The sequence below is a fragment of the Microbacterium sp. ZW T2_14 genome (assembly GCF_044987405.1).
In the GTDB taxonomy this organism is placed as follows: domain Bacteria; phylum Actinomycetota; class Actinomycetes; order Actinomycetales; family Microbacteriaceae; genus Microbacterium.
The window spans coordinates 74,601-96,193 of the sequence record NZ_JBJDRK010000003.1 but is presented as its reverse complement, the minus strand read 5'-3'; the positions used below and the strand labels follow the sequence as shown (position 1 = coordinate 96,193).

Here is a 21,593-nt window from a genome sequence, read left to right as displayed (position 1 = left end):
CGCTCAGGTCGTCGCCGCCCGGCGAGGAGCCGGGGGCGGCGGGACTTCCTTGGCCGCGATGATGGCGCCGCGGGGAATGCGCTCGACTCCGCGCTTGCCGTCGACGACGACAGTCTCGGCATCCGCGCTCAGCAGTTCGCCCAGCGCGTCCGTCGCCTGCCCGGTCGGCAGCAGGTACCGCACGACCACCCGGTGGCCCGGTTCCGGCAGGTTCACCACGCGCCGGGGGCGTAATCCTTGAGGAAGACGCCGAACAGGTCTTCGCCCGCCTCGCCGCGAACGATCGGATCGTAGACGCGGGCGGCGCCGTCAACGAGGTCGAGGGGTGCGTGGAAGCCCTCCTCGGCGAGCCGCACCTTGGTCGGGTGGGGGCGCTCGTCGGTGATCCAGCCGGTGTCGACGCTCGTCATCAGGATGCGATCGGTCTCGAAGAGCTCCCGCGCGCTCGTGCGCGTGAGCATGTTGACGGCTGCCTTGGCCATGTTGGTGTGAGGATGCCCCGGACCCTTGTACCCGCGGTTGAAGACGCCCTCCATCGCGCTCACGTTGACGATGTACGTGCGACGGGCGCTGCTCGCGGCCATCGACGGTCGCAACTTCGAGACGAGCAGGAACGGCGCGGTCGTGTTGGCCAGCTGAACCTCGAGCATCTCGAGCGGGTCGACCTCGTCGACGCTCTGCACCCACGAGTTGGAGTGATCGAGGTCGGGGATGAGGCCGCCGGCGTCGATCGCGGTGCCGGCCGCGAGGCGCTCGAGCGAGCTGGAGCCGGCCGCCATCGCCTGCTCCGTGAGCTCGTCGGCGCGAGCGGCGGCCGCGGCGAGGATGGGGTGGGCGGTGACCGAGCGCTCCAGCGCCTGCGGGTGCCGGTCGTTGGTGTGGCCGAAGGTGATGAGCTCCGGCAGGGGCCCGTCCGGCAGCGGAGCGAGTTCCGCGTCGACGAGTGGCTGATAGGCGCCCGGAGACCGCCGTACGGTCTGCGTCGCGTTGTTGATGAGGATGTCGAGCGGACCGGCGGCCGCGACATCCTCCGCCAATCCGATCACCTGCGCGGGGTCGCGCAGGTCGATGCCGACGACCTTCAGGCGGTCGATCCATTCCGGCGCGTCGGGCAGGCTGCTGAACCGGCGCACGGCGTCGCGGGGGAACCGGGTGGTGATCGTCGTGTGCGCGCCGTCGCGCAGCAGGCGCAGCGCGATGTACATGCCGATCTTCGCCCGACCTCCGGTGAGCAGTGCGCGCTTGCCGGTGAGGTCCGTGCGGGCGTCGCGTTTGGCATGGCTCAGGGCCGCGCAGGCAGGGCAGAGCTGGTGGTAGAACGCGTCGACCACGGTGTACGGCTGCTTGCAGATGTAGCAGCCGCGCGCCTTGATCAGCGTTCCCGCCGTGGGCGCGGTCGTCGCGGTGGAGATCGGGATGCCGCGCGTCTCGTCGTCGATCCGGTCCGGCGCTCCGGTGGCCGTGGCTGCGACGACGGCGCGGTCCGCTTCGGCGATGGCCTCGCGGATCTCCCGGCGGCGCACCTTCTTCACGGCCTTGAACATGGCAGCCGTCGCGCGCCGTACGGCCACGAAATCGGGGTGCGTCTCGTCGAGCCCCGCCATGCCGTCCAGCACCCGCAGAGTCGTCGCGAGGTCGTCCGGTTCGATGCCGCTCGGCGGCAGGTCGGCGGGGGTGGGGGAATCGGGAAGCACACGTGATTCTACGCCGCGCCGAATGCGCGGCACCTGTTAGCGTGCCATCGTGACCACCTCGGACGTCGCCCCGACCCACGGCCGCAGCATCCATGTGTCAGCTGCCGTCATCGTCAACGAGCGCGATGAGCTGCTGCTGGTGCGGAAGGCTGGAACGACGGCATTCATGCAGCCTGGCGGCAAACCTGAACCGGGGGAGTCTCCGAGCCAGACGCTGAGCCGAGAGCTGCGGGAGGAGCTCGGCATCGCGGTGGATGCTGACACCCTGCGGCCGCTCGGCTCATACACCGCCGCTGCGGCCAATGAGCCGGGCTTCCTCGTGATCGCGGAGGTGTTCGAGACCGACATCGGCGCCCAGGTGCCGGTCATCGGCGCCGAGATCGAGGAGCTGCGCTGGGTGACGCGCAACGATGCCGACGGGCTCGAGATCGCCCCGCTGGCCCGCGAGAACTTCCTGCCGGCCTGAGGCGCCGGTGTGAGTGACCGCCGTGCGGTCAGGCCGCGGTCTGCGTGTGGATGTCGGTCTCGAAGCTCGTCGCGTTGAGGTCGAGGTAGATCCGCCGCTCCGTGATCGAGACGGTCATCGTGTTGCGGCGTGCCAGCACCGCCGTCGCGGCGTCGACGAAGCCGGGATCGAAGCTGTTCAGCAGGATCTCGTCGCCGCGGTGGATCCGCTTGCCGGCCCAGGGCGCTGCGACCTTGCCGGGATCGCGATGCGTGTAGACCCTGGTGCGCTCGGCCTGCATGCTGCCGGTGTGCAGGCGCGCGGCATCCGGAGCCCCCACTTCGATCCAGGCGACCAGGGCGCCGGTGAGGTCGCGCACCAGCACCGCGGGCTCGTCCGTCGCCGAGACGCCCTCGCTGAACGCGATGCCCTCCTCGTACTCGAGGCAGTAGGCCAGCACCCGGGTCAGCATGAAAGCGTCGGTCTCGGACGGATGCCGCGCCACGCGGATCGACAGATCCTCATAGACGCCCCGATCGACGTCCGCCAATTGGATGTCGAAGGTGTACATCGTCACGCCGATCGCCATAGCGTTCGAGCCTACGCGGTCGAGGGTGCTGCCTCGTGCTCCCCGGTGGTGGTCTGCCCGCGGACGGCTGCCGTCAGCTCTTCGGCCACTCGATGAGCAGCAGGCCCTGCTTCGTGTCGGAGACGAGCACCTGCCCGTTGGTGAAGAAGTACGTCATGCCGTAGCCCTGGTCGTCCGTGGTGATCGCGGTCTCGGCGCTCTCGGTGATGTAGACGCCGGCAGCATCCTCTTCACGCAGCCATCCCTGCGAGACGAGCTCGTCCTGCGCATCGGCGGCCTCGTCCTCGGAGAGCGGCGCCCAGCCGAACATCTGACCGTGATCGCCGGCAGGGCCGTCGAAATCGGCCCACATGCACTGCAGGCCGTCCTCGATCTCGGTGCTGCCGATGTAGAGGGGCATCGCCTGCGACGTCCAGCCGACGCTCTCGTAGTTCGCGACGACCGAAGTCCCGACGAGGGTCTCGCATGTCGGCTCTGCGGCAGCCTCCGATGTCGCCGTGGGCGTGGCCGACGGTTCGGGAGCGGCCGCCGTCGGTGTCGTCGCGTTGCCCGTCTCCTCGGGTGCGGCCTCCGGACTGCCGGAGCATGCCGACAGGAGCACGGTGGTGAGGACAAGGGCGGCAGCGGCGCCGAGGATGCGGGGGGCAGGCATCGGGGGGTCTCCGTGGGGGAAGGGAGGTGGGTGTGGTGAGTGAGGTGTGGAGCGGGATCAGGCGGAGTGGAGAAGGTCGAGGTACGCGTCGTGGAGGACGCCGTTCGTCGCGAGGGAGGAGCCCTCCGCCAGCGAATCGCGACCGTCGAACGACGTGAACCGGCCGCCCGCCTCGGTGACGATCGGCACCAGTGCGGCGATGTCGTACTCCTTGACGCCGAACTCGGCGACGAACTCGAGGCGTCCCTCTGCGAGGAGCATGTACGGCCACGCGTCGCCGTACCCGCGGTCCCGCCACACCGACGCCGTGAGGCGTTCGAGGGCCTCGAGCTTGCCGGCATCCCGCCACTGTCCGATGCTCTGGAAGCTCACGCTCGAGTCGGCGATCGCATCGACCGACGAGACGCTCAGGCGTCTGGTGCCGCCGGAGGGCGTGTTGGTCCAGGCGCCGAGGCCGGTGGCGGCCCACCAGCGCCGGCCGATCGCCGGCTGGCTGGCGACGCCGACGCGCGGCACGCCGTCGATCGCGAGCGCGATCAGGGTCGTCCACATCGGGATGCCCTTGAGGTAGTTGGCCGTGCCGTCGATCGGGTCGATGATCCACTGCCGGTTCGAGTCGCCGGTGATCCCGTACTCCTCGCCGAAGATGCCGTCGGCGGGACGCTCGGTCTCGATCAGTGCGCGCAGTGCCCTCTCCGTGGCGAGATCCGCCTCGGTCACGTGGCTCGCGTCGGCCTTCAGCCGGACGTCGAGATCCGCGGCATCGAAGCGTGACATGGATGCCGCGTCCGCCGCGTCCGCGAGGCGCAGCGCCAGCTCGAGATCGGGTCCCAGATCGCCCTCGAACGGCGTGTCGAACGTCGACGAGGGGGGAGGGGTCATCACAGGATCCAGGATAGCCGGGGCGTTCCCGTCTCGATTTCACGAGACGCGATCGTGATGCTAATGTTGGTCCTCGGTTCGCCTCGTCGGGAACCATGCACCTCTAGCTCAATCGGCAGAGCAACTGACTCTTAATCAGTGGGTTCTGGGTTCAAGTCCCAGGGGGTGCACCACACAGAAACCGCCTCCCGCAGACCTTGCGGGAGGCGGTTCTCGTTTCCCGCCGCTCGCAGATCACGGGTACCGGCTGAGCGGGCGTGCTGACGCAGAAGGGCGGTCCTCACGGACCGCCCTTCTGCCGACTTTCGCGTCAGGCCGCGTCGCCGACGAGCACGGCGGCCGCCTCGTCCGCGGCATCCGCTTCGCTCTCGTCGATGCGGGCGAGCGCGCGGCGGCCGACGAGGATCGTCGCGGTGGCGATGAGGATGGATGCTGCGGCGAACAGGTACGGCACCGTCGGACCGTACGCGTGCCACAGCCAGGCGGCGAGCGGGGGAGCGGCGGCACCACCGAGGAACCTGACGGCCGAGTACGACGACGAGGCGACGGAACGGGGCAGGTCTGTCGCCTCCATGACCGACTCGGTCAGCACGGTGTTCATGATGCCGAGCAGCAGCCCGCCGACGATGATGCACACGACCAGCGACGTCGGGTCCTCCACGAGGATGCCGGCCACGACGAGGTCGATCGCCAGCAGCGGCAGGGTCAGGAGCATCACGGTCGTCCGCGCGAGGAATCGCAGCAGCAGCGGCGCGACCCACACACTCGTGATCGCCAGCCCGACACCCCAGCCGAAGAAGGTGAGGCCGATGCCCATCGCCCCGAAACCGAGGGGGAACGGCGAGAACGCCAGCAGCACGAAGAAGCCGATGTTGTAGAAGAGCGCCGTCACGGCCAGCACTGCGAGCGAGGGGATGCGCAGCGCCTTGAACGGTGCCGAGAGCGGCACGGGGGTCACCTTCTCGGTCGGCCCGCGCAACAGTACGAGGACCGCGACGAAGGCGATCGCCATGAGCACGACGACGCCGAAGAACGGGCCGCGCCAGCTCAGCTCGCCGAGCAGGCCGCCGAGCAGCGGACCGATCGCGATGCCGAGGCCGAGAGCCGCCTCGTACAGGACGATGGCGGCGCTGCTGCCGCCGGATGCCGCTCCGACGATGGTGGCGAGCGCTGTGGAGATGAAGAGCGCATTGCCCAGACCCCAGCCGGCGCGGAAGCCGATGATCGCGTCGACGCTGCCGCTCAGCGAGCACAGGAGAGCGAAGACGACGATCAGTGCCAGGCCGATGAGCAGCGTCGCCTTCGCGCCGATGCGACTGGAGATCCAGCTCGTGATGAGCATCGCGAGCCCGGTCACGAGGAGGTAGCTCGTGAAGAGGAGCTCCGTCTGCACGGGGCTGGCCTCGAGCGACTCGGCGATGGCGGGCAGGATCGGGTCGACGAGGCCGATGCCCATGAAGGCGACGACGCACGCGAACGCGACGGCCCAGACCTGCGCCGGCTGCCGCCACACCGAGCCCGTGCTGTGGCCGTGCCCGCTCATCGGGTCGCCTCCGCGGTGCCCGCGACGGGAGCGGTGCGCGTGCGGTCGAGCTTGCGGGTCAGCACGTCCGCCGTCGTCCGCAGCGCTTCCCACTCCTCCGGCTCGAGGTCGTCGAAGTGCGGAGCCAGGGCGGCCGTCAGCTGCAGCAGCCAGGTCTGCAGAGCCTCCAGGCCGAGCGGCGTCACGCCGACGACCGTCGCACGCGAGTCCGCGGCATCCGTCGCCTTCTCGACCAGTCCGTGCTCGGTCATCTGGCCGATGAGGCGGGTCATGCCCGGCTGCGTCACGCGGCTCAGGCGGGCGAGTTCGCCGATGCGCAGCGCGCCGTGGTCACGCAGGATCGTCAGCGTGCGCCACTGAGCGGCCGGGGTCTCATTGGATGTCTCGAGCGCCGCGACGCGCGTCAGCGCGTGGGCGGCCACGATGAGGGTCTCGATGTCTTGGTCGTGTGTCACCAGACAAGCATACCGCCGATATATATCACTGGTATGCATTGTGTCCAACGTCCCGATTGCATAACGACATCCAGACCGGCCGCGCCTCGACTTGCGGACGCAGCCCCGCATTTCCTAGATTGCAAGAACCTGAATCGCCTCTCATGTTTGTATGAAGCAGCGGTTCGAGGCACCAGATCCTTCCAATGAGGAAAGGCACGCACATGCGGGTTACGAAGAAGTTGCTCCTGGGCTCCGTGGTCTTCACGGCAGCGCTCGCCCTGGCGGCGTGCGCGCCGTCGGCCGAGCCGACCGGAGAGTCCACCGATGGCGGCGGACCGGAAGAGGTCACCGTCGGCATCGTCACGAGCGAGTCCGGTCCGCTCGCCGGCTACGGCAAGCAGTACCTCGACGGTTTCGAGGCCGGCCTCGACTATGCGACCGACGGCACGAACGAGATCGACGGCACGACCATCACGATCGAGAACCGCGACGACGCGGGCGACCCCGACAAGGCCGTCACCGCCGTGAAGGAGCTCATCGGCGAGGGCGTCAACATCATCGCCGGCACCGCATCGTCGGGCGTCGCCCTCGCGGTCGCCGAGCAGGCGGAGCAGAACAAGGTGCTGTACATCTCGGGCCCGGCTGCCGCCGACGCGATCACCGGGATCAACGACTACACGTTCCGCTCCGGACGCCAGAGCGCGCAGGACGTGGCCACCGCGGGCACCTTCCTCGACGACATCGAGGGCAAGACCGTGACGGTGTTCGCCCAGGACAACGCCTTCGGTCAGGGCAACGTCGCCGCGGTCGAGGCGATCCTCGGCGGCAAGGGCGCCACCGTCAACTCCGTGCTCGTCGCCGAGGACGCGACCGAGTTCACGCCGTTCGCCCAGCAGGTGCTCGCCGGCAGCCCCGACCTCGTGTTCGTCGCGTGGGCGGGTGCGACATCCGGTGCGATGTGGCAGGCGATGAGTCAGCAGGGCGTCCTCGACGACATCCCGGTCGTCACCGGGCTCGGCGACTCTGCGACCTTCGGCGCGTACGGCGAGGCATCCGAGAAGATCAACTTCCTGAACCACTACTTCCCGGGCGCTCCCGACAACGACGTCAACACCGCGATGGTGAAGGCCATCGAGGACGCCGGCGGCACGCCCGACCTGTTCAGCCCGGACGGCTTCAACGCCGCGATCATGATCGTCCAGGCGATCAAGGAGGGCCAGGGCGACGTCGACGCGATGGTGTCCGCGCTCGAGGGCTTCGAGTTCGACGGGCCGAAGGGCGCCATGACGGTCCGCGCGAGCGACCACGCCCTCCTCCAGGAGATGTACCAGGCCAAGCTCGTCGCGAAGGACGGCACGTTCGTGCCCGAGCTCGTCGACACCGTCTCGGCCGACGACGTGGCGCCGGCCGAAGCCGAGTAGCAGCGGCATCCCGCGAACTCATGTCCCCGAACGAGCGCAGCGAGACGGCACCACGCGTGGACACACGCCTCGTCTGCTCGCTGCGCTCGTCGCAGGACGCCACGCCACAACGAGAGGCATTGCTCCGATGAGCACGTCAGTCCCGTCCCCGCCGCCGGTCGCCGAGACCGTGCGCCGCGGCTCCCCACTGCGGATCGAAGGCCTCGGCCTGCAGATCGGCGGCGCTACCATCCTCGACGACGTCGAACTGGACATCGCGGCCGGATCCCTGGTCGGGGTCATCGGTCCGAACGGCGCCGGCAAGACGACGCTGTTCAACGTCATCTCGGGGCTGATGAAGCCCACCGCCGGCCGCGTCATGCTGGACGGCCGCGACATCACGAACGCGTCGGTGCCGGCGCGAGGGCGCGCCGGACTGGGCCGCACGTTCCAGACGGCGAGCCTCTTCCCGAAGCTGTCGGTGCTCGAGAACGTGCGCCTGGCCGCCCAGGTGTCGCTCGGCGGGTCCGGGTCGCTGCTGAGCTTCCCCCGGCGGACGGATGCCGCCACCGAACTGGCACGCGACAAGCTCGAGGTGGTCGGGCTCAGCCACATGCGCGATGCGATGGCGGGCGACATCTCGCACGGCGACAAGCGCAAGCTCGAGATTGCGGTGCTGCTGGCCACCGAGTCGAGCATCGTGCTGCTCGATGAGCCGATGGCCGGCGTCGGGTCGGGCGACGTCCCCGGCCTCGTCGAGAACATCCGGGCGATGCAGCGCGAGAAGGGCTGCACGCTGCTGATGGTCGAGCACCACATCGACGTGCTCATGGGGCTCGTCGAGAAGGTCGCCGTCATGTACTTCGGCACCATCATCGCCTACGACACCCCGCAGCGGATCATGGAGAACCCTCTCGTGCAGAGCGCCTACCTCGGCACCGGGTCGTCGGGAACGGAGGCCGCATGACCGCGGCATCCCCACACGGGGCGACGGCCGTTCCTCCCGTCCTCACCGTCCGCAGCCTGCGCTGCACGATCGCCGGCCAGCAGGTCGTCGAGGACGTCTCGTTCGACGTCCCTGCCACCGGCATCACGGCCGTGCTCGGCCGCAACGGCGTCGGCAAGACGTCGACGCTGCGAGGCATCCTCGGTCTCATCTCGCGGCGGGGCGATGTCCGCCTCGCCGGCGAGCGCATCGACGGACTGCCGACGCACCGCATCGTCCGGCGCGGGGTCGGCTACGTGCCGGAGGACCGCGAGGTCTTCGCGCGGCTCACCGTCGCCGAGAACCTCGCCCTGGCCGAGCGACAGCGGCAGCCCAGACGGGAGTTCGTGGCGGAGCTCTTCCCCGACCTCGTCGCGCGGCGCGACCAGCAGGCGGGGACGCTCTCGGGCGGTCAGCAGCAGATGGTGTCGGTGGCGCGTGCGCTGATCAACGACAACATCCTGTTGCTCGTCGACGAACCCACCAAGGGACTTGCGCCGAAGATCGTCACCGAGGTGGCCGACGCGCTCCAGGAGGCGTCCAAGATCGTCCCCATCCTCCTCGTCGAGCAGAACCTCGAGGTGGTGCGGCGCCTGGCGGACGGCGCCATCGTCATCGCGGGCGGACGAGTCGCCCACGTCGGCAAGGCACGCGACATCCTCGACGACGAAGACCTGACCCGGCGCCTGCTCGGCGTCCACGTGGAGCCGGAAGACGCCGGCGATGCACTGAGCGAGCGGAGCGAGTCGAAATGAGCACCCTCGTCCTCACCCTCATCACCGGCGTCGGCCTCGGCGCGCTGTACTTCCTCGTGGCGAGCGGCCTCAGCCTCATCTATGGCCTCATGCACGTCCTCAACTTCGCGCACGGCGCCTTCCTCACCCTCAGCGCCTTCATGGGCTGGATGGTGGCGCAGGCGCTCGGCACCGCATCGTGGGGGTCGTTCCTGCTGTCGCTGCTCGCCGGCGCCGCCGTCGGCGCCGTCTTCGCAACCCTGACCGAGCTCGTGCTCATCCGGCCGTTGTACGAGCGTCACATCGAACAGGTGCTGGTCACCGTGGGTCTCTCGTTCGCGGCCGTCGCGCTGTTCGAGGGCATCTGGGGCACCGACCCGATCCACATCGCAGGACCCCCGTGGCTCAAGCAGACGACGGAGGTGCTCGGCGCCCGGATCCCGAACACGTACTGGGTGCTCATGATCGCCGCCGTCCTCGTGCTGGCCGCGTTGGTGCTGTTCCTGCAGAAGACCCGCTACGGCATGATCATCCGGGCCGGCGTCGAGAACCGCTCGATGGTGACCGCACTCGGCATCGACGTGCGGCGCTCGTTCACGCTCGTCTTCGCGATCGGCGGGGCGGCGGCGGGCATCGGCGGCGTGCTCGCGATGCACTACTCGACGTTCGTGTCAGCGAACCTCGGGCAGACGCTGCTCATCTTCGCCTTCATCGTGACCGTCGTCGGCGGGCTCGGATCGCTCACGGGCGCCGCCGTCGCGTCCGTCCTGGTGGCGGTGCTGCAGCAGTTCGCGAACTTCTATCTCGGCGGCACCGGCGACTTCATCGTCGTGATCCTCCTGGCACTCGTGCTGCTGGTGCGCCCGAGCGGACTCCTCGGGAGGAAGGCATGACGCTTCGACGGGCTCAGCGACCGGGAGAGCACGCCCCACGACCGGGAAGGTACGTTCCCGCGATCGTCGGCGTCGCGCTGGTGGTGTTCATGGCGGTGCTGCCGCTGCTGAACCTGTCGCTGCCCGGCATCCTGCCCACGCCGACGTACATGCCGGGCACGCTGGCACTGCTCTCACTCTGCATGGTGTTCGCCGCGCTCGCGCTGTCGTACAACCTCCTGCTCGGATCGGGTGGGATGCTGTCATTCGGCCACGCCCTCTATTTCGGCGCCGGCGCATACGGCCTCGGGATCGCGCTCGAGCACTTCGGCGTGCCGCTGTGGCCGGGGGTGTTCGTCGCTCTCATCGGCGGCATGGTCATCGCCCTGGTGACCGGTGCGGTGTCGATGCGCGTGTCGGGCATTCCGTTCGCCATGGTGACGCTCGCCTTCGCCCAGGCCGGCTCGGTGCTGGTGCGCCGCAACTCGCACATCACCGGCGGCGAGGAGGGACTGAGCCTGAACACGGATCAGGTGCCCGACTTCCTCATCGGGGTGATCAACACCCGAAACCTCTATTGGTTCGCGCTCGGCGTGCTCGTGGTGGTCTACCTCGTCACACTGTGGGTCGACACGTCGCGGCTCGGCCACCTGGCCCGCGCGACGCGCGAGAACGAGCAGCGTGTGCGCGTGCTCGGCCTGTCGCCCTACCGCGTGCGGCTCATCGTCTTCGTGATCGCCGGGGGCCTGGCGAGCCTCGCCGGCGTCGCCTACATGCTGCTGCAGTCCGGCACCGTGCCGCGGTCGGTGTCGGCGGACCTGACGATCACCGTCCTCGTGATGGTCGTGCTGGGTGGCGTGGGCTTCCGGTGGGGTGCGATCGTGGGCGGTGTGCTCTACACGCTGCTCGATCAGCGGCTCACGGTGCTCGCCGGGTCCGACGCGATCGCCGGGCTGCCCGACGTGCTGCGCGTGCCGCTGTCGGAGCCGCTGTTCCTCTTCGGCGTGCTGTTCATCGTCGTGGTGATGTTCCTTCCCGGCGGCATCGCCGGCACGATCGACGCGGCAGTCCGCCGCCGGCGCGGCGAGAAGGTGCGCGGTGCCCTGCGGCGGCTCGACGATGTCGACGAGACCGAGGCCCCGGCCGCCGGCGCCACAGCAGACCGGGTCGGCGCATGACCTGGACCGCCGATCCCGACATCGACGACGGGCCGCACACGATCGGCCGCTGGATCGTCGACCGCGCGACGCGCTCTCCTGAGCGCATCGCGGTCGACGACAGGGGCGTGACGACGGACTACGCGACGTTGGCCGCCCGGGCGACGGCGCTGGCCGATGCCCTGCGCCACGCCGGCTACGGTCCGGGCGACCGCATCGCCACGGTTTCGGGCAACTCCACGGAGCACGTCGTGGCGTTCTTCGCGTGCGCGATCGCGGGAATCGCGTTCGTGCCGCTGTCGTGGCGGCTCACGCCGCGCGAACTCGCCGACGTGCTCACCCGCGCCGACCCGGCGCTGGTGCTCGTCGAGGATGAGCATGCCGCGCTCGCCGGCGAAGCGCTGCGCGTCGCCGCTGCGACGGCGCCCGTCGCGCAGCTCGGAACGACGGGCGTCGAGAGATCCGCCCCGCGCAGCTCGCGCCCGCGGCCCCGCCGGCCGGTGCGCGACGACGACCCGATGCTCGTGATCTTCACCTCGGGCAGCGAGGCGGCGCCGAAGGGGGTCGTGCTGACCCATGCGAACTGCTTCTGGAACAACCTCGCTCTCGCGCAGGCGCTGCCGCTGGGGCAGGACGACGTCGTGCTGGAGATGCTGCCGCAGTTCCACGTCGCCGCGTGGAACTGCCAGCCGCTGCTGGCATGGTGGGTCGGTGCGACAGTCGTGCTCGAACGATCGTTCCAACCGGCACGCGTGCTGCAGCTCGTCGCCGACCGGCATGTGAGCGCGATGATGGGCGTCCCGACGCAGTACGCGATGCTCGCGGACGACCGTGCGTGGGAGGAGAGCGACGTGGCGTCCCTGCGTCTCGCCCTCGTCGGCGGTTCGACGATGCCGTCGTCGCTGCAGGAGGCGTGGACCGCGCGGGGCATCCCGCTGACCCAGGGGTACGGACTCACCGAAGCCGCACCCAACGTGCTGCATCTTCCGGCCGCAGAGGCCGCGACCGCTCCTGGCGCGGTGGGACGACCGTATCCGCACGTCTCGGTGCGTGTCGTCGATCCGGTGTCGCAGCTTCCGCTCGAGGGTGAGGCCGCGGGTGAGCTGTGGGTCCGCGGACCGAGCGTCTTCGCGGGCTACCTGGGCGATGACACCGCCACTGCACGTGCGATGAGCGGCGACTGGCTGCGCACCGGCGATCTGGTGTCGCGCGATGCCGACGGTGTCTTCCGGGTGGTCGACCGGCTCAAGGACATCTTCATCTCGGGCGGAGAGAACGTCGCCCCGGCGGAGGTCGAGTACGCCCTGTGCCTGCATCCGCTCGTGGAGGCGGCGGCCGTGGTCGGAGTGCCCGACCCTGTCTGGGGTGAGCGGGGCGTCGCGTTCGTCGTGCCCGCAACGGGCGCGGCGCTGTCGGTCGACGAGGTGCTCGCGCACGCGCGTCGCAACCTCGCCGCATTCAAGGTGCCGGTGCACGTGGAGCTCGTCGACGCGCTGCCGCGCTCGACGATCGAGAAGCTCGCGCGTTCGCGCCTGCGCGAGCGGGCCAGGATGCTGATGGGCTGCTCCGCTGGGAGCGAGCCGGGGGAGAGCGACCGCGTCAAGCGCGCAGTCACGGCGTCAGCCACGGAGGGGGAGGCTCGATGAGCATGTCCGAGGAACTCGTCGAACACGAGGAAGCGCCGGTCTCGTCTGCGACCGGCCGACCGCTGACCAAGCGCGGCGAGGCCACCCGGCGTCGCCTCCTGGAGTCGGCCGAGCTGGTGTTCGCCGAACAGGGCTACCACGAGGCATCCATCGTGAAGATCACCGAGCGCGCAGGCATCGGACTCGGCACGTTCTACCTGTACTTCGACAGCAAACAGGCGGTCTTCGAGGCGCTCGTGCTGGACCTCAACCGCCGGGTCCGCCACTCGATGTCGGAGGCGATGGCCGGCGCCTCCTCGCGCTTGGAGGCGGAGCGCGCGGGCTTCGCCGGATTCTTCCGGTTCACGGCCGAGCACCCGGCGCTGTACCGGGTCGTCCGCGAGGCGGAGTTCGTCTCACCCGAGGTGCTGCGCCTCCACTACACGCGCATCGTCGAAGGCTACGAGGCCGGTCTGCGCGCAGCGCAGGCCGCGGGCGACGTCGACCGCGGCCTCGACCCCCAGACGACCGCGTGGGCGCTGATGGGCATGGGTGAGCTGATCGGCATGCGTTTCCTGCTGTGGGAGCGCGACGCCGACGGCAAGCCGCCCGCAGAGCTCGACCCGGTGGTGTTCGCCGGGATGACACGAATCATCGACAACGCGCTCGCCCCTCGAACGGGCAGCGGCGACGGAGAGAAGGAAGCGTGATGGCAGAGAACGACCTCGCGGGCAAACGCGCGCTGGTCACCGGAGGCGCGAGCGGCATCGGCCTGGCCTGCGCGCACGAGTTCGCGTCGCGCGGTGCGCATGTCGTCATCGCCGACCTGAACCGGGATGCCGCGACGGATGCCGCGACCGCCGTCGGCGGCGAGACCTGGGTGGTCGATCTCGCCGACACCGCGGCGCTCGACGACCTGACGCTGGACGTCGACATCCTGGTGAACAACGCGGGCATCCAGCGCGTCGCGCCGATCCCGGAGTTCGACCCCGAGGCGTTCCGCCTCATCGTGCGGCTCATGCTGGAGTCGCCGTTCCTCCTGATCCGCGCCGCACTGCCCGCGATGTACGAACGGGGATGGGGACGCGTGATCAACATCTCCAGCGCGCACGGCCTGCGCGCGAGTGCGTTCAAGTCGGCGTATGTGTCGGCCAAGCACGGCCTCGAGGGGCTGTCGAAGGTGACGGCGCTCGAGGGGGCGCCGCACGGCGTCACCAGCAACTGCATCAACCCGGCCTACGTCCGCACGCCGCTCGTCGAGAAGCAGATCGCCGACCAGGCGAAGGTGCACGGCATTCCCGAGAGCGAAGTCATCGAGAAGATCATGCTCACCGAGAGCGCCGTCAAGCGGCTCGTCGAGGCCGATGAGGTCGCCTCCCTCGCCGGCTGGCTGGCGTCCGAGAAGGCCGGAATGGTCACCGGAGCCTCGTACACGATGGACGGCGGGTGGACGGCACGATGAGCGCGACGGAGGCGGGACATCGCTACCGCGAGATCGATGTTCCGGTCGAGGGCGGGATGCTCCATGCGGGCGTGTGGGAACCGTCGGATGCCGACGCCGACGCGCCCACCGCGTTGGTGGTGCACGGCGTCACAGCCTCGCACCTCGCGTGGCCCTTCGTCGTGGAGCGCCTGCCCGGGGTTCGCGTCGTCGCGCCCGACCTGAGAGGCCGCGGTCGCAGCAACGGCATCGCCGGCCCGGCGGGGATGGCCGCGCACGCGGACGACCTCGCAGCGCTGCTCGATGCCCTCAGGATCGAGCGGACGCTCGTGGTCGGCCACTCGATGGGCGCCTTCGTCTCGGTCGTGCTCGCCCACCGGCACCCGGAGCGCGTATCGCGGCTGCTCCTCGTCGACGGCGGGCTGCCCCTCGATGTCCCGGCGGGACTCAGCACCGACGAGCTCGTCGCCGGCATCCTCGGACCGACCGCGACGCGGCTGTCGATGAGGTTCGCGAACGCGGGGGACTACCTCGACTTCTGGCGGCGGCATCCCGCGTTCGACGGCGCGTGGACGCCCGAGCTGGAGCGGTATCTGGCGTACGACCTCGTCGACGACGGCGCGGGGACATTCCGTCCAGCGACGAGCTACGCGACAACCGCCGACGACACGCTCGACATGAACACCGGCACGGCACTGCCCGAGGCGCTGGCGGGGCTGCAGCACCCTGCACGCCTCCTCACCGTGCCCCGCGGCCTGCAGAACGAGCCGCCCGGGCTGTACGCGCCCGCACACCTGGACCGGCTGCTCGCCGCCCATCCCCGCGTGGCGCACGAGCGGGTCGACGGCTTCAACCACTACACCATCGTGATGTCGCCCGCCGGCGCGGATGTCGTGGCCGCCGCCGCTCGCGAGGAGCTCGCGGCGACGACCACGCCCATCACGCCGTGAGTCGCTGCGGCGGATCGCTGGCCGCGATCCGCCGCAGCGACGGACGTCACCGCTACTTGGTCTTGAACTGCGCGCTCAGGTGCGACCCGTCGGCGGTCGTCATGACGACCGTGTAGCACTTGCCGGCGGTCTTCGGGGTCTGCCAGTTCTGGATCCACTGATGCGCCGACGCGTCGTAGCGCAGGGTGGTTCCACCGGTGGTCGCGAGCAGATCGTCGCTCGTGGCATCGGTGGGATCGCAGCTGACGCCCTTCACGACGAAGCTCGCAGCGAGCGTCGCAGGGTCGGTGACCTCGGTGGCGCCCGCCAGCACCGTGAACTTGAGCGGCACCGTGGACCCGCCCTTCACGATGTTCAGCACCGCACTTCCCATGTCGACCGGCTTGTAGAAGCCGTTCAGCGTCCACGCGGAGATCTCGAAGCTCGCCGAGCCGGTGCTGCCCAGGTGGTTCGCGTCACCGGGATACACGGCGGAGGCCGTCGCGGTGCCCACCGACGTGTTGTCCGCGTACACGACCGGGCTCACCGCCTGGTCGAGCCCGCCGGCGCCGGTGACCCGCGCGGTGCACGGTGTGATCGCCGAGCCGGTGAAGGGGATCGCCGCCGTCGGGCACGTCACCACCGTGGCCGAGGGCGCCTTGGCGATCGGGAAGCCACCGGAGACAGTGCTTCCCACGTGGTTCTCGTCACCGGCCCACGATGCGGAGGCAGAGGCGCTGCCGGCGCCGGTGTTGTCGACGTAACTCACGTCGACCGCGAAGTCCGCGAGGCCGACGGCCGAGACGGTCGCGGTGCAGGGCGTGTGCGGGGCCCCGGTGAACACGACCGTCGCGGGGCAGGTCAGCGTGATCGACGAGGACGCCTTGTCGATCACGAAGGTCGTGGCGTCCTGGCTCGGCTCATGGTTGGCGTCGCCCGTGTACGGGAACGACACCGACGCGGTCCCCGCTGCGACGTTGTCCGCGTACGACGGCTGGAAGTTCTCGTCCAGTCCGCCGGCGCCCGTCACGCGGGCCGTGCACGGAGTGATCTCCGTGCCGGTGTACGCGTTCGGCCCGGTGCACGTGATCTGCGTCGTGGTCGGCGCCTTGGCGATCTCGAACGTGGTGGACGCCTCGCTCGCCTTGTGGTTGAGGCCGCCGTCGTAGATCGCCTTCGCCGTCGCGGTGCCCGCATCCGTGTTCGCGGTGTACGTCACAGCGACGTTCGCCGACAGCCCGCCGGCACCGGTGACGGTCGCCGAGCACGTCTCCTGCGCGGCGCCCGTGTAGACCGTGTCGGAGCACAGGAGCGAGATGGAGGACGCGGCCCTGTCGATGCCGATCGTGACCGATCCCGACTGCGACGCGTAGTTCGCCTGGTCGAACGACCAGTGGGCCGCGCCGCCCGGCACGTCCGTGAAGGATTCGCCGAGGTCGAGCCCGGCGCTGACGTCTGCGCCGCCGAGGCCGGTGCACCAGCCGGTGGCGCCGTGGGCATCGCCGTCGTACTCGCCGGTGTAGCCGGTGACCTCGCAGCTCGCCGCGGCGGCCAGGATCTCGAACGTCGTCGCGTCGGTCGAGCCGGTGTGGTTGGCGTCGCCGCCGTAGGTCGCCGAGGCCGTCGCCGTGCCGGCGTTCGTGTTGTCGAGGTACGTCGTGGCCAGTCCCTGCGTCAGCGACGCGCCGGTCACCGTCGCCGTGCAGGGCGCGAGGGCCGAGCCCGTGTAGGTGACGGACGCCGGACACTCCACTGTCGTCGTGGACGACGCCTTGGTGATCTGGAACGTCGCGTCCCCGCTGCTCGGCTTGTGGGTCGCGTCGCCGGCGAACGCGGCGGCCGCGGTAGCGGTGCCCACGTTGCTGTTCGCGGCGTGCGTCACCGAGAGCGTCTGCGAGAACCCGCCCTCACCGGTCACGGTCGCCGTGCAGGGTGTGAGGGGTGAACCGGTGTAGACGATGGAGGCCGGACACGAGACGGTCGTCGTGGTGGCGGTCGCGACGTTGCAGGGACCGACCTTCCAGCGGACGGTGATGGAGTCCGATCTGGTGATATTCACGCCGTTGACGTTCTTGCCGACGGCCGAGAAGTTCACGGTACCCGTGAAGTCACCGGAAGCATTGCCGGCGGTGAGAGTCACCACAGCGGTCGCGCCGGTCGGCGACAGAGCAGTGTTCGGATACGCCGTTCCTTCCCAGTCGGCGGGAAGCGTGATGTCACCCGCCGCACCGGATGCCACGGTCACCGACAACGGGGCGAGGGTTGCCGCGGTCACGTCGACCACGGCTGCGTCGGCGAAGACCTGCGGACCACCGCCCTGGTGGCCATTGCTCTGCACGTAGACCGCGACCTGCTCGGTCGCCGTGCTGCCGCACGTGAGCGTTCCGAAGTCGATGTCGGCCTGCGTGCCTATGGCTATCGCATCGCCGTCGATGACCACGTTGTCGGCATACGCCGCACCCGCGATCGAGACGAGCAGGGCCGATGTCGCCACAGCGACGAAAGGCAGCACAACAGAACGAAACTTCATTGTCCCTCCCCAGGGCGTGCGCAATGCTCCTCCGGCGCAGACCCCACTCCGCGTCGGATTTGGATCACCATAGCCGACGCCGTTTCGGTTCGCGCAGGAAATTGTGGCGATCCTTGCCGAGGGCTGAGGTTGAGCCCTCGGCCGCTACCGTGCCGCGGCGATACGGGTGGTCAGCTGGTGGGCGTGGGCGAGGAGCGTGCGGCCGAGTTCCGGGAGCCGGTCGTGGCCGAAGCGGAACTCCACTCCCGTCAGGCTCAGCGCCCACTGGGGATGGCCCTCGCGGGTGAAGACCGCGGCGCCGATGCCGTACGAGCCCTCGACGATGAGACCGGGGTTCACGGCGTAGCCGCGTTCCTGTGTGTCGCGCAGCCGCGTCCGCAGCCGCTGCTCGCTGTGCGCGGCCCCCCATTCACGGGGAAGCCCGGGATGACGCTCGAAGTAGGCGTCCACATCGTGGGGAGGCAGGAACGCCAGGATCGCGAGCCCGGCCGATGCGACGCCCAGCGGGAAGCGCACGCCCTCGGACAGCACGAACGAACGGATGGGGAAGCTGCCCTCCTCGCGGAGCAGGCACACTGTCTCGTCGCCCCGGCGTACCGAGAGGAACGCGCTCTCCTCCGTGCGCACGGCGAGCGAGCGCACGATGTCGCGAGCGATCCCGGTCACGTCGTAGCGGGATGCGGCGACCGTGCCCATCAGGAACAGCTCGGGTCCCGGCATCCACCGTCCCGTCCGGTCGTCCTGGTCGACCAGACCCTCCTGACGCAGGGCGGTGAGCAGCCGGTGAGTCGTGGGGCGCGTGAGGTCGGCGCGACGGGCGAGTTCGGCGACCGGCATCCCGTCGCTCCCGCCCGAGGTGACCAGTCTCAGGAGCTGTGCGGCGCGCGCGATCGACTGGGCGCCCGGGACGATGCGTTTCGCGGAGGTGTCCACAATATGGACGCTACGACGCACAGTGGCCACATGGCAAGCGCCGCCCTGGCGCGGAGGCGCATGTCGACGCACGATGAGATGTCCGCAGCATGCAAAGGAGCAGAATGATCGACAAGACCTGGGGCTCGGCGGCCGAAGCCGTGGCCGACATCCCCGACGGCGCTTCGCTCGCGGTGGGAGGGTTCGGCCTCTCGGGGAACCCGATCGCCCTCATCGAGGCGCTGCTCGCACAGGGGACGAGCGATCTCAGCATCGTGAGCAACAACTGCGGCGTGGACGACTGGGGACTCGGCATCCTGCTGAACGCCCAGCGCATCCGCAAGATGACGTCGTCGTACGTGGGCGAGAACAAGGAGTTCGAGCGGCAGTTCCTCTCGGGCGAGCTCGAACTCGAACTGACGCCTCAGGGCACGCTCGCCGAGAAGCTGCGTGCCGGCGGGTCGGGCATCGCCGCGTTCTACACGCAGACCGGCGTCGGCACCCAGGTCGCGGAGGGCGGGCTTCCTCGTCGCTACGCAACGGACGGAAGCATCGCGGTGGCGTCGCCCGTCAAGGACGTTCGCAGCTTCGACGTCACCGGCACGCCTCGCGACTACGTGCTCGAGGAGGCCATCGTCACGGACTTCGCGCTGGTGCACGCGCTCAAGGGCGACCGTCACGGAAACCTCGTCTTCAACAAGGCGGCGCGCAACTTCAACCCGCTCGCGGCTATGGCCGGGCGGATCTGCATCGCCCAGGTCGAGGAGCTCGTGGAACCGGGCGAACTGGACCCCGACAGCATCCATCTTCCCGGCATCTACGTGCACCGCATCGTGGAGGTCGGGTCCGACCTCGAGAAGCGCATCGAGCGGCGCACGGTCAGCGTCGCGCAGGCCGCCGCGCGCGAGATGCCCGAAGGAGCCTGACATGCCGCTGAACCGCAACGAGATGGCCGCCCGTGCGGCCGCCGAGCTCGCCGACGGCTCGTACGTCAACCTCGGCATCGGGCTGCCGACGCTGGTGCCCAACTTCGTGCCCGAAGGCGTGATGGTGGTGCTGCAGTCCGAGAACGGCATCCTCGGCGTCGGTCCGTACCCGACCGAGGAGAACGTCGACCCCGACCTCATCAATGCCGGCAAGGAGACCGTCACGACGCTGCCCGGGGCCGCGTTCTTCGACTCCGCGACGAGCTTCGGGATGATCCGCGGCGGCAAGATCGACGCCGCGATCCTCGGCGCCATGCAGGTGTCAGCGACCGGCGACCTCGCCAACTGGATGATCCCCGGAAAGATGGTGAAGGGCCCCGGCGGCGCGATGGACCTCGTGCACGGCGCCGCGAAGGTGATCGTGCTGATGGAGCACGTCGCCAAGGACGGCTCGGCGAAGATCGTCAGCGAATGCTCGCTCCCGCTCACGGGTCGCGGCGTGGTCGACCGGATCATCACGGACCTCGCGGTCATCGATGTGACGGATGCCGGACTCGTGCTGGTGGAGACGGCCCCGGGCGTCTCGGTGGCCGAGGTCGTCGCCGCGACCGAACCGGAGCTGCGCGTGTCGGATGAACTTAAGGTGGAAGCATGAACCACGAGGACGTCGTCATCGTCGCCGCCGCGCGGACGCCGCAGGGACGGCTGAAGGGCCAGCTGGCTCCGCTCACCGCGGTGCAGCTCGGCAGCGCCGCCATCCGCGGCGCACTCGAGAAGGCCGGCATTCCGGCCGACGCCGTGGACGCCGTGCTCGTCGGCCAGGTGCTCGCCGCCGGCAGCGGGCAGAACCCGGCGCGGCAGGCGGCGGTGGGAGCCGGCATCCCGTGGGAGGTCCATTCGGGATCGGTCAACAAGGTCTGCCTGTCGGGGCTCACGGCCATCATCGACGGCGCCCGCATGATCGCCACGGGTGACGCGACCGTGGTGGTCGCCGCCGGCATGGAGTCGATGACGCGCTCACCGCACCTGCTGATGGGCTCGCGCGACGGCTGGGCGTACGGCTCCATCGAGGTCCTCGACCACATGGCGTACGACGGGCTCACCGACGCTTATGACCGAGACAGCATGGGGGCGTCGACCGAACGACACAACGAGCGGTTCGAGATCACGCGCGAGGCACAGGATGCCGTGGCCGCCCGGTCGCACCAGCGGGCTGCCGCGGCGCAGGCGGATGGCGTGTTCGAGGCCGAGATCGTGCCGGTCGAGATCCCGCAGCGCAAGGGCGAGCCGGTCGTCGTGTCGAAGGACGAGGGCGTGCGGCCGGACACGACGGTCGAGACCCTCGCCGGCCTGCGCCCTGCCTTCGCTCAGGGCGGCTCGATCACGGCGGGCAACTCGTCGCAGATCTCCGACGGCGCCTCGGCCGTCGTCCTCACGACGCGTTCCCACGCCGACGAGAACGGCTGGAACGTGCTGGCTGTCGTCGGCGCCTCCGGCCAGGTCGCGGGCCCCGACAACTCGCTGCATGCACAGCCGGCGCGCGCGATCGAGAAGGCGCTCGCCAAGCAGGGCATCGCGGCCTCCGACCTCGACATCGTCGAGATCAACGAGGCGTTCGGCGCCGTGGTGGCGCGCTCGCAGGCAGAGCTGGGACTGTCCGACGAGGTCGTCAACCCGCACGGCGGCGGCATCGCGATCGGGCACCCGATCGGCGCTTCCGGCAACCGCCTCGTCGTCCACGCGGTGCACGAGCTCATCCGCCGTGGCGGCGGCACAGCCGCGGTGGCGCTCTGCGGCGGCGGGGGCCAGGGTGACGCGCTGATCCTGACGCGCTGACCCG

Annotated in this window: 22 protein-coding genes and 1 tRNA gene; 14 read left to right on the top strand and 9 right to left on the bottom strand. The window is 69.8% G+C overall.

The window, feature by feature from the left end:
• Window positions 1-3: 3 nt before the first annotated feature.
• Both ACI3KY_RS02095 and ACI3KY_RS02090 read right to left on the bottom strand, forming a co-directional pair.
• Entirely contained in the window at window positions 4-219 is a 216-nt protein-coding gene (locus ACI3KY_RS02095) for a hypothetical protein (protein WP_404928547.1), read from the bottom strand.
• Window positions 213-1,694 carry an SDR family NAD(P)-dependent oxidoreductase gene (locus tag ACI3KY_RS02090; RefSeq protein ID WP_404928546.1) on the bottom strand — a complete coding sequence of 494 codons (1,482 nt, stop codon included), beginning with the start codon at window positions 1,692-1,694 and terminating at the stop codon, window positions 213-215. The genes ACI3KY_RS02095 and ACI3KY_RS02090 overlap by 7 nt, the downstream gene beginning before the upstream one ends.
• 49 nt (window positions 1,695-1,743) lie before the next feature.
• Here ACI3KY_RS02090 and ACI3KY_RS02085 point away from each other — a divergent pair, with 49 nt between their 5' ends.
• A complete protein-coding gene (locus ACI3KY_RS02085; protein ID WP_404928545.1) occupies window positions 1,744-2,160 on the top strand; it encodes an NUDIX domain-containing protein in 417 nt (138 codons plus the stop codon).
• 28 nt (window positions 2,161-2,188) lie between these two features.
• Here ACI3KY_RS02085 and ACI3KY_RS02080 read toward each other — a convergent pair whose 3' ends face one another.
• The 3 genes from ACI3KY_RS02080 to ACI3KY_RS02070 all read right to left on the bottom strand — a co-directional run bounded on the left by ACI3KY_RS02080 (window position 2,189) and on the right by ACI3KY_RS02070 (window position 4,262).
• Window positions 2,189-2,728 (bottom strand): YaeQ family protein, encoded by a 540-nt coding sequence (locus ACI3KY_RS02080; RefSeq protein ID WP_404928544.1) that lies wholly within the window; start codon window positions 2,726-2,728, stop codon window positions 2,189-2,191.
• Between the two features lie 73 nt (window positions 2,729-2,801).
• Window positions 2,802-3,380: a hypothetical protein gene (locus tag ACI3KY_RS02075; protein ID WP_404928543.1), complete on the bottom strand. Its 579-nt coding sequence runs from the start codon at window positions 3,378-3,380 to the stop codon at window positions 2,802-2,804.
• A gap of 57 nt (window positions 3,381-3,437) precedes the next feature.
• The gene (locus tag ACI3KY_RS02070; protein ID WP_404928542.1) at window positions 3,438-4,262 is read right to left on the bottom strand and encodes an inositol monophosphatase family protein; all 825 of its coding nucleotides are present in this window, start codon (window positions 4,260-4,262) and stop codon (window positions 3,438-3,440) included.
• 97 nt (window positions 4,263-4,359) lie between these two features.
• On the opposite strand from ACI3KY_RS02070, the gene ACI3KY_RS02065 reads away from it, so the two are divergent.
• Window positions 4,360-4,435, top strand: a tRNA-Lys gene (locus ACI3KY_RS02065).
• 137 nt (window positions 4,436-4,572) lie between these two features.
• Here ACI3KY_RS02065 and ACI3KY_RS02060 read toward each other — a convergent pair.
• Together ACI3KY_RS02060 and ACI3KY_RS02055 are read right to left on the bottom strand one after the other, a co-directional pair.
• Window positions 4,573-5,805: an MFS transporter gene (locus tag ACI3KY_RS02060; protein ID WP_404928541.1), complete on the bottom strand. Its 1,233-nt coding sequence runs from the start codon at window positions 5,803-5,805 to the stop codon at window positions 4,573-4,575.
• On the bottom strand, window positions 5,802-6,260 hold the full coding sequence (locus ACI3KY_RS02055; protein ID WP_404928540.1) for a MarR family winged helix-turn-helix transcriptional regulator: 459 nt from the start codon (window positions 6,258-6,260) through the stop codon (window positions 5,802-5,804). Before ACI3KY_RS02055 ends, ACI3KY_RS02060 begins: the two co-directional genes overlap by 4 nt.
• A 203-nt stretch (window positions 6,261-6,463) precedes the next feature.
• Between ACI3KY_RS02055 and ACI3KY_RS02050 the strand changes: the two genes are divergently transcribed.
• From ACI3KY_RS02050 to ACI3KY_RS02010, 9 genes are all read left to right on the top strand, one after another.
• Window positions 6,464-7,663 (top strand): substrate-binding domain-containing protein, encoded by a 1,200-nt coding sequence (locus tag ACI3KY_RS02050; protein WP_404928539.1) that lies wholly within the window; start codon window positions 6,464-6,466, stop codon window positions 7,661-7,663.
• Between the two features lie 127 nt (window positions 7,664-7,790).
• A complete protein-coding gene (locus ACI3KY_RS02045; RefSeq protein WP_404928538.1) occupies window positions 7,791-8,609 on the top strand; it encodes an ABC transporter ATP-binding protein in 819 nt (272 codons plus the stop codon).
• Window positions 8,606-9,382, top strand: coding sequence for an ABC transporter ATP-binding protein (locus ACI3KY_RS02040; protein WP_404928537.1), 777 nt, complete (start codon window positions 8,606-8,608; stop codon window positions 9,380-9,382). Before ACI3KY_RS02045 ends, ACI3KY_RS02040 begins: the two co-directional genes overlap by 4 nt.
• Window positions 9,379-10,254, top strand: coding sequence for a branched-chain amino acid ABC transporter permease (locus ACI3KY_RS02035; protein ID WP_404928536.1), 876 nt, complete (start codon window positions 9,379-9,381; stop codon window positions 10,252-10,254). The genes ACI3KY_RS02040 and ACI3KY_RS02035 overlap by 4 nt, the downstream gene beginning before the upstream one ends.
• An 89-nt stretch (window positions 10,255-10,343) precedes the next feature.
• Complete coding sequence (locus ACI3KY_RS02030) at window positions 10,344-11,411, top strand: branched-chain amino acid ABC transporter permease (RefSeq protein ID WP_404928586.1); 1,068 nt, start codon at window positions 10,344-10,346, stop codon at window positions 11,409-11,411.
• Window positions 11,408-13,036 carry a class I adenylate-forming enzyme family protein gene (locus tag ACI3KY_RS02025; protein WP_404928535.1) on the top strand — a complete coding sequence of 543 codons (1,629 nt, stop codon included), beginning with the start codon at window positions 11,408-11,410 and terminating at the stop codon, window positions 13,034-13,036. Before ACI3KY_RS02030 ends, ACI3KY_RS02025 begins: the two co-directional genes overlap by 4 nt.
• Entirely contained in the window at window positions 13,033-13,725 is a 693-nt protein-coding gene (locus ACI3KY_RS02020) for a TetR/AcrR family transcriptional regulator (protein ID WP_404928534.1), read from the top strand. Before ACI3KY_RS02025 ends, ACI3KY_RS02020 begins: the two co-directional genes overlap by 4 nt.
• Window positions 13,725-14,477 (top strand): 3-hydroxybutyrate dehydrogenase, encoded by a 753-nt coding sequence (locus ACI3KY_RS02015; protein WP_404928533.1) that lies wholly within the window; start codon window positions 13,725-13,727, stop codon window positions 14,475-14,477. Before ACI3KY_RS02020 ends, ACI3KY_RS02015 begins: the two co-directional genes overlap by 1 nt.
• On the top strand, window positions 14,474-15,406 hold the full coding sequence (locus ACI3KY_RS02010) for an alpha/beta fold hydrolase (protein WP_404928532.1): 933 nt from the start codon (window positions 14,474-14,476) through the stop codon (window positions 15,404-15,406). Before ACI3KY_RS02015 ends, ACI3KY_RS02010 begins: the two co-directional genes overlap by 4 nt.
• 52 nt (window positions 15,407-15,458) lie before the next feature.
• Here ACI3KY_RS02010 and ACI3KY_RS02005 read toward each other — a convergent pair whose 3' ends face one another.
• A complete protein-coding gene (locus ACI3KY_RS02005; RefSeq protein ID WP_404928531.1) occupies window positions 15,459-17,915 on the bottom strand; it encodes a PxKF domain-containing protein in 2,457 nt (818 codons plus the stop codon).
• A gap of 144 nt (window positions 17,916-18,059) precedes the next feature.
• Window positions 18,060-18,848, bottom strand: a complete 789-nt coding sequence (locus tag ACI3KY_RS02000) for an IclR family transcriptional regulator (protein ID WP_404928530.1) — start codon at window positions 18,846-18,848, stop codon at window positions 18,060-18,062.
• A gap of 104 nt (window positions 18,849-18,952) precedes the next feature.
• On the opposite strand from ACI3KY_RS02000, the gene ACI3KY_RS01995 reads away from it, so the two are divergent.
• The 3 genes from ACI3KY_RS01995 to ACI3KY_RS01985 are packed head-to-tail and all read left to right on the top strand — an operon-like array spanning window position 18,953 to window position 21,589.
• A complete protein-coding gene (locus ACI3KY_RS01995) occupies window positions 18,953-19,753 on the top strand; it encodes a CoA transferase subunit A (protein ID WP_404928529.1) in 801 nt (266 codons plus the stop codon).
• A 1-nt stretch (window position 19,754) separates the two neighbouring features.
• On the top strand, window positions 19,755-20,408 hold the full coding sequence (locus ACI3KY_RS01990; protein ID WP_404928528.1) for a 3-oxoacid CoA-transferase subunit B: 654 nt from the start codon (window positions 19,755-19,757) through the stop codon (window positions 20,406-20,408).
• Window positions 20,405-21,589, top strand: a complete 1,185-nt coding sequence (locus ACI3KY_RS01985) for an acetyl-CoA C-acetyltransferase (protein ID WP_404928527.1) — start codon at window positions 20,405-20,407, stop codon at window positions 21,587-21,589. The genes ACI3KY_RS01990 and ACI3KY_RS01985 overlap by 4 nt, the downstream gene beginning before the upstream one ends.
• The last annotated feature ends 4 nt before the right edge of the window (window positions 21,590-21,593 follow it).